Consider the following 2279-nt stretch of genomic DNA (forward strand, 5'->3'; position numbering starts at 1 on the left):
ACCAGCCGCCCCGGCCGCCGGCCGACTGAGGCGCGACGCGCGCCGCGCTGACCGCGCCGCAGGACCCACGCATGGCGTCCTCTCCCCTCGGGTAGGCGACAAACGCGCAGGTCACGGCGGCGGCGAGCCGGAGCGCCGAAGATTTTCGCCGAGGGTGGCCCAGGTCTCACACCAGACGCCCCAAGCGTGTGCTACCTTGACCTGAAGTGGCAGTTTTGGTTACCAGAGGCTTCTGAGTGCTCTTCGACCTTCCGTCGACGAGCACTCTTTGTTGTTTCCGGGGCTTTCCGGGACTTTTCAAATCTTCCCGTCGGGTCTAAACCGTTGCTGCGACACCGGGTCCGCAAAGTGCGGACCCCGGGCTTGGCATCAAGGGAGTTTCAGCATGGCATCCGGCACCGTGAAGTGGTTCAACTCGGAAAAGGGCTTCGGCTTCATCGAGCAGGAGGGTGGCGGCCCGGACGTCTTCGCCCACTACTCGAACATCGCCACCTCCGGCTTCCGTGAGCTTCAGGAAGGCCAGAAGGTGACCTTCGACGTCACGCAGGGCCAGAAGGGCCCCCAGGCCGAGAACATCGTTCCCGCCTGACTCTGACGCGAACGCATGAGCCGGGGCCCGCGCCCGAAAGGCGCGGGCCCCGGCTCGTGTGTGACCGGCGTCGCCGCATCGAGGAAGGTCCCCATGAACCGCACGGCTCGTACGAACAGCAGCAGCTCCTCCCGCCCCCGTACGGAGAAGGGCTCTGCCGCCCGCACGGACAAGGGTTCCACCGGTGCGGGAGCCGCCCGGGGCAACCGCGCCCGCGCACAGGGGACGGGAGCAGGGACGGGGTCGGGCAACCCGAGCGCTCCTTCTCGTGCGGCCAGGAACGGTGCGGCCAAGAACGGCTCGCCGAAGAACGGTGCGGCCAAGAACGGTGCGGCCAAGAACGGTGCGGCCAAGAACGGCTCTTCCCAGAACGGCCGGAGCCGGCGCGGCGGCGGTCGGCCCCCCGTGGCCACCGGTGGGGAGTTCGCGCTGCCGGTGACGGTCACACCCGCACTGCCCGCGGTCGAGGCCTTCGATGAACTGGAGCTTCCCGCGCGGCTGTTGGAGACCCTCCACACCGAAGGGGTGACCTCCCCCTTCCCCATCCAGGCCGCGACGCTGCCGAACTCGCTCGCCGGCCGGGATGTTCTGGGCCGCGGGCGCACCGGGTCGGGCAAGACGCTCGCCTTCGGTCTCGCGATGCTGGCCCGTACGTCGGGACAGCGGGCCGAGCCGCGGCAGCCGCTGGCCCTCGTCCTCGTACCCACCCGGGAACTGGCCCAGCAGGTCACCGACGCTCTCACCCCCTACGCCCGCGCGCTGCGTCTGCGGCTCGCCACGGTGGTCGGCGGCATGTCCATCGGACGTCAGGCGAGCGCCCTGCGCGGCGGCGCCGAGGTGGTCGTCGCGACGCCGGGACGGCTCAAGGACCTCATAGACCGCGACGACTGCCGGCTGGACCGGGTCGCGATCACCGTGCTGGACGAGGCCGATCAGATGGCCGACATGGGCTTCATGCCGCAGGTGACCGCGCTGCTCGACCAGGTGCGTCCCGACGGCCAGCGGCTGCTGTTCTCGGCCACCCTCGACCGCAACGTCGACCGGCTGGTCCGCGACTACCTGCACGACCCCGTCGTCCACTCGGTCGACCCGTCCGCGGGCGCCGTCACCACGATGGACCACCACGTGCTGCACGTCGAGGACGACGACAAGCACGCCACCACGACCGAGATCGCCGCCCGTGAGGGACGGGTGATCATGTTCCTGGACAGCAAGCACGCGACGGACCGGCTAGTCAAGAAGCTGCTGGCGGTCGGTGTGCGCGCCGCCGCCCTGCACGGCGGCAAGTCGCAGTCCCAGCGCAACCGGGCCCTGAGCCAGTTCAAGGACGGCGACGTGACGGCCCTGGTCGCCACGAACGTCGCGGCACGCGGCATCCACGTCGACGACCTCGACCTCGTCGTCAACGTCGACCCGCCCGGCGACCACAAGGACTACCTGCACCGGGGCGGCCGTACGGCCCGCGCCGGCGAGTCCGGCACGGTCGTCACGCTCGTCCTGCCGCACCAGCGCCGCGACGTCACCCAGCTGATGGCCGTCGCCGGCATCACCCCGACGACCACCAGGGTCCGTTCCGGGGACGCCGACCTGAACCGCATCACCGGCGCCCAGGCCCCCTCGGGCGTCCCGGTCGTCCTCGCCCCGCCCGTCACCGCACAGCCGGCCGCCCGCCCGTCCTCCACGTCACGCG

At 70.8% G+C, this 2279-nt stretch carries 2 protein-coding genes; both read left to right on the forward strand.

Translation table 11 applies throughout. The annotated features are described in order from the left end of the window. Positions 1 to 385 precede the first annotated feature (385 nt). Positions 386 to 589 carry a cold-shock protein gene (locus tag AWZ10_RS12505; RefSeq protein WP_005483357.1) on the forward strand — a complete coding sequence of 68 codons (204 nt, stop codon included), beginning with the start codon at positions 386 to 388 and terminating at the stop codon, positions 587 to 589. Between the two features lie 93 nt (positions 590 to 682). Then, the coding region (locus AWZ10_RS12510) for a DEAD/DEAH box helicase (RefSeq protein ID WP_060891093.1) at positions 683 to 2279 on the forward strand (1597 nt) is incomplete at its 3' end.

The sequence above is a fragment of the Streptomyces europaeiscabiei genome, from assembly GCF_001550375.1.
Classification (GTDB): Bacteria; Actinomycetota; Actinomycetes; order Streptomycetales; family Streptomycetaceae; genus Streptomyces; species Streptomyces europaeiscabiei.